This is a genomic window from Methylophaga sp. UBA1464 (assembly GCF_002325665.1).
GTDB lineage: Bacteria > Pseudomonadota > Gammaproteobacteria > Nitrosococcales > Methylophagaceae > Methylophaga.
Window position 1 is genome coordinate 1 of record NZ_DCSO01000061.1, and the last position, 7,784, is coordinate 7,784.

Consider the following 7,784-nt stretch of genomic DNA (forward strand, 5'->3'; position numbering starts at 1 on the left):
ACATAGTCAACACCCATGCTGCTAAAAATCAGTATCGCCACGATGTGTTAACACAGACTCGTCAAACATTCATATTGTTTTAAATTTCACTTCCTGCAATCTCACATGAAGTGTATGGGATTCTTTTAATAAACCAAACTAAATTATTTTTATCCAGAAGATAAATGAAATTTATAGTTTGTGTTGTAAATTAATAGCTGGAGCCCTATCCATTTCAACGCCCACTTAACTTCTCAGACAAGAAAAAATTTACACTCATCAAAAACAAGAATGACGAGTAAGTTTTCACTCACTCGCCATCTCATTAACCTCAGCTAAAACTTACGTTTGTGATTTACAAAGTATCTTTTACAGTTTTAACCACATTTTCGACAGTAAAGCCGAAGTGTTTCATCAAAACACCGCCTGGAGCAGATTCACCGAAGGTATCGATACCAACTGTGCCGCCTTCCAGACCTACGTATTTACGCCAGAAGTCAGTTACACCGGCTTCAACAGAAACACGTTTGACACCTGGTGTCAGGATACTGTCTTTATAAGCCTGATCCTGACGATCAAAGACGTTGGTTGAAGGCATAGAAACAACACGTGCGTTGATACCATCTTCAGCCAATGCTTCCTGTGCTTTTGCTGCCAGATCTACTTCTGAACCAGTTGCAATCAGGATGACATCCGCTTTGCCACCTTTAGCTTCTGACAGGATATAAGCACCTTTGCGCATTCCTTCAAAGTCAGCTGCATCATGCTTACGACCCGGAATACCTTGGCGACTTAAAACCAGGCTGGTTGGGCCATCTTGACGTTCAATAGCAGCAACCCATGCCACAGCAACTTCTACTGAATCTGCAGGGCGCCATACATCCATATTCGGAATGTAACGCAGACCAGCAGTGTTTTCGATAGGTTGGTGAGTAGGACCGTCTTCGCCCTGACCGATAGAGTCATGCGTCAGAACAGCGATAGTACGCAGTTTCATCAATGCAGACATACGCAGAGCTGATTTCGCATAGTCAGAGAACATATGGAACGTACCACCGAATGGCAACAAACCACCGTGCAACGCCATACCATTCATGATGGCGAACATACCGAATTCACGTACGCCGTAAGAGATGTAGTTACCAGGCTCTTTACCTGAAACATGCTTGAAGCTTGAACAGCTGGTCAGGTTAGACCCGGTCAAGTCAGCAGAACCACCCAGATATTCAGGCAATGTAGGTGCCAGAGCAGCAATGACGTTTTGTGATGCTTTACGTGACGCAACGCTCTCTGCTTTTTCATTGGTTTCAGCAAACAGTTTTTCGGTAACGTCTTTCCAGTTAGCCGGTAAATCACCTGCCATACGGCGTTTGAATTCAGCAGCTAATTCTGGATATTCTGCAGCATACGCGTCGAATTTTTTGTTCCATTCAGCTTCAACAGCGTCACCTTTCGCTTTAGCATCCCAACCAGCATAAACATCATCAGGGATAACAAAAGGTTCGTAGTCCCAACCTAACTCTTTACGAGTTAATGCAACTTCTTCTTCACCTAATGCCGCGCCGTGGCAGTCATGGCTGGCAGATTTGTTTGGTGAACCGAAACCGATGATAGTTTTACAGCAAATTAAAGATGGTTTGTCAGTGACTTTTTTTGCTGCTTCAATAGCGGCATTGATAGCATCAGAATCATGTCCGTCTACTGATTGAACGTGCCATCCGTATGCTTCAAAACGCTTGACGGTATCATCGGTGTACCAGCCATCGATATGACCGTCGATAGAGATATTGTTGTCATCCCAGAAAGCGATCAGGTTGCCGAGGCCCCAGGTACCAGCTAAAGCACATGCTTCATGAGAAACACCTTCCATTAAACAGCCATCGCCCATGAATACATAGGTGTGGTGATTAACAATGTCATGACCAGGTTTGTTGAACTGATCAGCCATTAACTTCTCAGCCATCGCAAAACCAACACCGTTGGTAATACCTTGGCCTAATGGACCAGTTGTCGTTTCTATGCCTGGCGCATAACCGTATTCAGGGTGCCCCGCACATTGTGAATGCAGTTGACGGAATGTTTTCAGGGAATCCATCGGCAAATCATAGCCGCTCAAATGCAGCAATGAATAAATGAGCATAGAGCCGTGACCGTTAGACAAAATGAAACGATCACGATCAGCCCATTTCGGGTTGTTCGGGTTGTGTTTCATGTGGTCATTCCACAATACTTCAGCGATATCTGCCATACCCATTGGGGCACCTGGATGGCCGGAATTCGCTTTTTGCACTGCATCCATACTTAACGCACGGATTGCATTTGCTAAATGTCTACGTGTAGCCATTATCTACGTTCTCCTATTAAAAAAAATTAAGCTGCTCGCCATTTAATGGAACAGCCCATACTGGGTATCTGTTGTTCTGGACCATGACCTGTTTGAGCAACTTGTTTCATCGCTTCAAATAAATCACGGCGTACGTCCGCTGGAGCGGCTTCTTTGCGGCTGGCATCAAGGCGACCACGATACTGCAATGTCAGATCTTTGTTGTAACCAAAAAAATCCGGCGTGCACACCGCACCATAGGCTTGAGCAACCTCTTGGCTTTCGTCATACAGATAAGGGAAAGAAAACCCGTTTTGTTCAGCAACAGTTTTCATGTTGTCAAAAGAGTCTTCCGGGTAATCAGCGACATCATTGGCAGAAATTGCCACAGAATTGATGCCCAGCTGTTTGAGTTCGTTGGTATCACGGATCAGTCTATCCATTATGGCTTTGACATAAGGACAATGATTACAGATGAACATGATTAACAAGCCATTCTCACCACGACAGTCTTCCGGTGTCCAGATTTTGTTATCTGTGCCCGGCAGGGCAAAGTCTATGGCCGCTTGGCCAAAGTCACAGACGGGTGTCTCTAAAGCCATTAAGATCTCACTTTAGTTCCTGTTTTTAGGCAATTTCGGTGATCTTTAACCACACGAAACCAATTTGGAGTTCAGCATATTACCAGACAATTTAGATAATGCGAAATAAGCCAATTCGCCAGAATATGTTCGCTAGGTTTTTGTATATTGAGACAAAACCGATATAGTCGCAGGACTTGTTTTAGTCAGCAGAACTTATTCAGCGACTTCATTCACCAACATTGCTCTGCGCTCAGCATTATCAGGGTGAGAATCAAGATAACTTTGCCAACCCGCTCCCTCAGTTGCTTGGCTGATAAGCCAGCCTTTCTGTTGAGCCTGTTGTAAACCACCTGGAGTGTCACACAGGGATGATTGCGAGTTATCTTCAACTTGTAAGGAAAAATAGGCACGACATCTGATATTGAGTTCAATACGATCCAATAGATCAGCCAAATGAGAGCCTGCTATCTGATTGAAGTGCATATATCGCAAAGCAAAACGATCCGCTTCGCGCTCAAAATCTCTTGAATAGGCACTCTGCATCATCACAATAGGCATCCCCATAAAGAGTTCGGCAATTCCTGATGTGTCCCCGACAAAAGCCATTGCCATCACCACCAGCAATGAATTCTGCATTACCGACTGGGCTCCGTGCCGATGGGCCACATGGCCAATCTCGTGCAGCAGTACCGCAATCAACTCTTCAGGCCGCTCTGCCAGTTTCACCAGCTCATCCGTGAATACTATTGTGCCATCCGGCAAGGCAAACGCATTTGCACCTAAATTACCGCCATGTCGAAACTGGATAGTTATCGGCAAATCCACTTGTTGGCTGTACACCTTAAACTTCGTTAAAAGCTGATCCTGCTGTGATCGTGGCAGTTTTGAGGGTGATAACACGGTTTCATCGAGCAAACGGAGTGTGTGACTGGCCGCTTGATCAGCAACACTTGAGGGCAACCAAAAAGCCATTTTATTTGCCACAGCAGGCACACCATACTGCACCATTCCATAGCCGAACCCGACAAATAGTATCAGTGCAATAAAAACCAGTTGCCAACGACTTTCAAGCAGGTAAATGAATCGGGAAAAGCCATGCCCTTTGGCGATAAGCAGTTGATCAATGGTCTCATTATCCAGACTTTCAAATTTCTGGCCTTGCTGAAAATACAACTGGCGACTGGTGTTACCCAACCGTGAAGAAATTTTCAGATCATCCAGTGAACAGCAAACCAGCTGAGCGCCATCCGAACTGTCTACAACTTCGATATCCTGCTCGGAAATATGTCGTAAAAAGGCAGTCCGCTGTCTGGAAACACCTTCTTCATACCAGAGACCATCGATCCGCACACGTTGCCAAAGTGGTTGCATTGTTAAAAACCGACATCCATATCAAATACATCGCTGACACCCTCACCCAATGGCCCCACACGTTGACTGACAGTACTGGAAAACTGATTCAAATCACCCTGCACCAGCATTTTAGTATGTACTGCCTTATACGCCGCCACTCGAACTTTTGCCCATGGTATAAACAAGCCTAAAGTGAGCACAATCGCAAATGTGTTGCTTAATACTAACCACAGATATGATGGTGTTGTGTAGTTTGCAGAAAATCCATGTTGAGCGAGTTTTGCATGATTAAACAACAAGTTCGTTGTTTTAACAGTGAAAAACACTAACAATGTGAGATACATCATCATGGATAGCACTATCGTTAGCACTCCTAAGGCTTCACGGTTTAATAAACTTGCCAGCAGAAACACACCAATCAATGTTATGACCACAATGCCAATCATCGCCAGAGCGATTTTATAATAGGCACTGACCATAGGCTCAAACTCAAATGCGGTATCACCATAACGCATATTTCTCACCATAAAACACTGCTGTTTATATACGGCAAAAGGCATCAGCAAAGAGAGACTTAATAAACCAAGAACAGGCCAAATAATATAAACGGTAAAGGCCTCACCATATTTACCATCAAATCCGAACCGCACGTTTCGATATTCACTATAAAAAGCATTGAATGTCAGTGACTTGACAACCAGCCAAGGAAACACAATGACAAACAACAGAGCAAATATTACCCCGGTAGCAGGGAAAAGTGACGTTACGGCTATATAGACAACAAAAAAAGCAAAGGCGATCAAGCGCCCCTTAAGAATCTGCAGCGGAACGGCTCGATAATTAAAACTTGCTTCATCCAGTTGCGTATTAGCATAGAAATACTGTTTATTGCGAACCTTAGCCCAGGCTGAATAAATGCCCAAAGTCAAAATTGTGAGAACAACGTTGACTATCCAAATCCGAAAATATTCAGCACCTTGTCCACTGAAAAAAAATGCCCTTCCCCGTGGCTTTATTTCAGGTTCCAACACCGACTTCTGCTCACTTGCAGAATTCCCGTATAAATAAGGCTGATGAGTAGTCGCTAAACGAGGCTCCTTTTTCATATGCCGCATTAAATACGAATCTGCCCCGGCATTCTGTAATTTTTCCTGTTGCAACTGAGCCTGCTTGTAATCCACCCCCTGCATCACCATGGTATGTTTTTGCTGAAACAATTCAATAACAGCGTTTTCTGTCATGGCTAGCAAACTCGCTAGATTTTCGCTCACTTCCTTGATATGGAATCCATCTAATAATTGTCCACTCAGAACAACGTCATAGCGCAACTCTGACACGTTAGACCTCCTTGTCTGTTTAAATTAATTTTGCCGAAGTTTGTAGCAAGCTGACTTGACGGCAACCTTCAGCTTTATAACAGGATAATAACGATTGCTCCAGTTAGAATAGAAAGACTTTGCTAATATAAGCAGCTAACCGATAACGTTAATCTCCAGCCCAAAAACTTTCAGGATTGTCAGGCCCAAAAGGCCTTATTGATCTTTTACCACCACCACACTTACTTTTCAGGCTATGGTACGTAAAAAAAACATCCCCTCTCGCCGGCAACGAACAAATCCTCGATTGAACAAAAACCGTCGAGCTTTTATTTCCAAAGGAACACTTTTCAAGCTGTTGCTTATTTTCCTGGCGCTCCTAGGGCTGGCAACATTTTATCTGGATACTCAAATCCGCAGCCAGTTTGAAGGGAAGCGCTGGGAATTACCGGCTAAAGTTTTTGCCAGACCGCTGGAGCTCTATGTTGGCGCCCCGTTATCCATTGACGATCTGAAAATTGAGTTAAAAGCTTTGGGCTATCAGTTTGTTGATAAGGTCAAAGGGCCGGGACAGGCTGCTTTTTCTTTTTCACAGGCAACGATTTCCACCCGCGGCTTTCATTTTCCTGATGAGCATGAACCTGCCAGACAACTTATTTTAGATTTCAGTGGTGACTCCCTAAGTCAGATTCGTTCAGCTGATCAGCAATCGCTGACATTAATCCGGCTGGAACCTGCCTTAATTGGGGGCATTTATCCACTGAATAATGAAGATCGCGATTTAATTCAACTTGAAGATGCACCGCAAGCCTTTATTGATGCGTTGATAGCGATTGAAGATCGAGACTTTTACGATCATTTTGGCATCTCACCCAAAGGCATTGCCCGCGCTACTTTAGCCAATATTCGCGCTGGAGCATTTGTGCAGGGTGGAAGTACCTTAACTCAGCAATTAATCAAGAATTTTTACCTGACTGCCGACCGCACATTGCTACGCAAAATGCTGGAGGTGCCAATGGCAATGATTCTGGAATGGCATTACAGCAAAGAAGAAATTCTTGAAGCCTACTTAAACGAAGTCTATCTGGGACAGTCCGGTAATCGTGCGATCCACGGTTTTGGTCTGGGAGCAGCACATTATTTTGCTCAGCCAATACAGGATCTCAAATTACATCAATTGGCATTACTGGCCGGCCTGGTGAAGGGCCCTTCCTATTATGATCCTCGCCGCAATCCAGAACGTGCCAAAACCCGGCGAAATCTGGTACTCAGTGTTTTACACCAGCAAGGCTCTATTACCGATGAAGAATATATGCTGGCTTCCACCGCTGATCTCGATGTGGTGCCATCAGGTCGTTCGATGAAAGAAGCCTATCCGGCTTATATTGATTTAGTGAAACGTCAGTTACGACGCGAATACAAAGATGAGGATCTCGGTTCGGAAGGATTACAGATTTTTACCAGCCTCGATCCAATCAGTCAGCACAAAGCTGAAGCTTCGCTTGTCAGTACCATTGAAGATTTAGGCAAAACCTATGGTGAAAGCCTGGCAAAACTCCAGGGCAGTATGGTGGTAACAGATCCGCAAACCGGAGAAGTACTGGCGTTGATTGGCGATCGCAATACCCGCTATCAGGGTTTTAACCGTGCTTTGGATGCGATGCGGCCTATTGGCTCTTTAGTTAAACCCGCGATTTATCTGACAGCATTTGAACAGGGATATACCTTGATAAGTGAATTGGATGATTCATCTTTCAGCCTCACTTTACCTAACCAGCAAACCTGGACACCGAAAAATTTTGATGGAAAAACCTACGGCCAGATACCGCTGCATACTGCTTTGACAAATTCTTATAATTTATCAACTGCACAGTTGGGGATGGAGTTAGGTGTTGATAACGTCATTGAGACATTAAAAAGACTCGGCGTGGAACGCAAGCTGGACGCCTACCCTTCCTTGCTACTGGGTGCTCAGAGTTTGTCGACATTGGAGGTGGCCGCCATGTATCAGACTATTGCAGCAACAGGATTTCAAATTCCGCCACGTACCATTCGCACCGTAACAGACAGTGTTGGAGAACCACTTTCGAGCTATCCTTTTCAGTTGCAACAAAGCATTGATGAAAAACCCATGTTTTTGCTGCAGTATAATCTGCAACAGGTAACCCGCAATGGCACAGCACGCAGTATCTATCAACAATTGCCAATGAATATCAATACTGCAGGGAG

General features: G+C 44.5%; 5 protein-coding genes. 1 reads left to right on the plus strand and 4 read right to left on the minus strand.

Annotated elements, in window-relative coordinates; translation table 11 throughout:
• Nucleotides 1-334: 334 nt before the first annotated feature.
• From tkt to B3O33_RS07520, 4 genes are all read right to left on the minus strand, one after another.
• On the minus strand, nt 335-2,323 hold the full coding sequence (gene tkt, locus B3O33_RS07505) for a transketolase (RefSeq protein ID WP_292360608.1): 1,989 nt from the start codon (nt 2,321-2,323) through the stop codon (nt 335-337).
• A 26-nt stretch (nt 2,324-2,349) separates the two neighbouring features.
• On the minus strand, nt 2,350-2,904 hold the full coding sequence (locus B3O33_RS07510; RefSeq protein ID WP_292360610.1) for a thioredoxin family protein: 555 nt from the start codon (nt 2,902-2,904) through the stop codon (nt 2,350-2,352).
• 195 nt (nt 2,905-3,099) lie between these two features.
• Nucleotides 3,100-4,257 carry a M48 family metallopeptidase gene (locus B3O33_RS07515; RefSeq protein WP_292360612.1) on the minus strand — a complete coding sequence of 386 codons (1,158 nt, stop codon included), beginning with the start codon at nt 4,255-4,257 and terminating at the stop codon, nt 3,100-3,102.
• A 2-nt stretch (nt 4,258-4,259) separates the two neighbouring features.
• The gene (locus B3O33_RS07520; protein ID WP_292360614.1) at nt 4,260-5,576 is read right to left on the minus strand and encodes a YjgN family protein; all 1,317 of its coding nucleotides are present in this window, start codon (nt 5,574-5,576) and stop codon (nt 4,260-4,262) included.
• 286 nt (nt 5,577-5,862) lie between these two features.
• On the opposite strand from B3O33_RS07520, the gene mrcB reads away from it, so the two are divergent.
• Nucleotides 5,863-7,784, plus strand: a 1,922-nt coding sequence (mrcB, locus tag B3O33_RS07525) for a penicillin-binding protein 1B (RefSeq protein WP_292363321.1), incomplete at its 3' end; no start/stop codon positions are given.